Origin of the sequence: Streptomyces olivaceus, assembly GCF_000721235.1 — a bacterium.
GTDB classification, from domain to species: domain Bacteria; phylum Actinomycetota; class Actinomycetes; order Streptomycetales; family Streptomycetaceae; genus Streptomyces; species Streptomyces olivaceus.
The window spans coordinates 1-1326 of the sequence record NZ_JOFH01000104.1 but is presented as its reverse complement, the minus strand read 5'-3'; the positions used below and the strand labels follow the sequence as shown (position 1 = coordinate 1326).

The window sequence follows — 1326 nt, the reverse complement described above, 5'->3', positions numbered from 1 at the left end:
GGGTGATGGGTGGTTGGTCGTTGTTTGAGAACTGCACAGTGGACGCGAGCATCTGTGGCCAAGTTTTTAAGGGCGCACGGTGGATGCCTTGGCACCAGGAACCGATGAAGGACGTGGGAGGCCACGATAGGCCCCGGGGAGTCGTCAACCAGGCTTTGATCCGGGGGTGTCCGAATGGGGAAACCCGGCAGTCGTCATGGGCTGTCACCCGCTGCTGAACTCATAGGCAGTGTGGAGGGAACGCGGGGAAGTGAAACATCTCAGTACCCGCAGGAAGAGAAAACAACCGTGATTCCGGGAGTAGTGGCGAGCGAAACCGGATGAGGCCAAACCGTATACGTGTGAGACCCGGCAGGGGTTGCGTGTGCGGGGTTGTGGGATCTCTCTTGATCAGTCTGCCGGCTGGTCGACGAGTCAGAAACCGTTGATGTAGGCGAAGGACATGCGAAAGGTCCGGCGTAGAGGGTAAGACCCCCGTAGTCGAAACATTAGCGGCTCGTTTGAGAGACACCCAAGTAGCACGGGGCCCGAGAAATCCCGTGTGAATCTGGCGGGACCACCCGCTAAGCCTAAATATTCCCTGGTGACCGATAGCGGATAGTACCGTGAGGGAATGGTGAAAAGTACCGCGGGAGCGGAGTGAAATAGTACCTGAAACCGTGTGCCTACAAGCCGTGGGAGCGTCGGACAAGCACTTGTGCTTGTCTCGTGACTGCGTGCCTTTTGAAGAATGAGCCTGCGAGTTTGCGGTGTGTTGCGAGGTTAACCCGGGTGGGGAAGCCGTAGCGAAAGCGAGTCCGAACAGGGCGCTGTAGTAGCACGCTCAAGACCCGAAGCGGAGTGATCTAGCCATGGGCAGGTTGAAGCGGAGGTAAGACTTCGTGGAGGACCGAACCCACCAGGGTTGAAAACCTGGGGGATGACCTGTGGTTAGGGGTGAAAGGCCAATCAAACTCCGTGATAGCTGGTTCTCCCCGAAATGCATTTAGGTGCAGCGTCGTGTGTTTCTTGCCGGAGGTAGAGCACTGGATAGGCGATGGGCCCTACCGGGTTACTGACCTTAGCCAAACTCCGAATGCCGGTAAGTGAGAGCGCGGCAGTGAGACTGTGGGGGATAAGCTCCATGGTCGAGAGGGAAACAGCCCAGAGCATCGACTAAGGCCCCTAAGCGTACGCTAAGTGGGAAAGGATGTGGAGTCGCACAGACAACCAGGAGGTTGGCTTAGAAGCAGCCACCCTTGAAAGAGTGCGTAATAGCTCACTGGTCTAGTGATTCCGCGCCGACAATGTAGCGGGGCTCAAGCGTACCGCCGAAGTCGTGTCATT

Annotated in this window: 1 rRNA gene; it reads left to right on the top strand. The window is 57.2% G+C overall.

Annotation, left to right across the window (positions count from 1 at the left end):
- Window positions 1–56: 56 nt before the first annotated feature.
- Window positions 57–1326, top strand: a 23S ribosomal RNA gene (locus IG94_RS0137925); the annotation flags it as partial.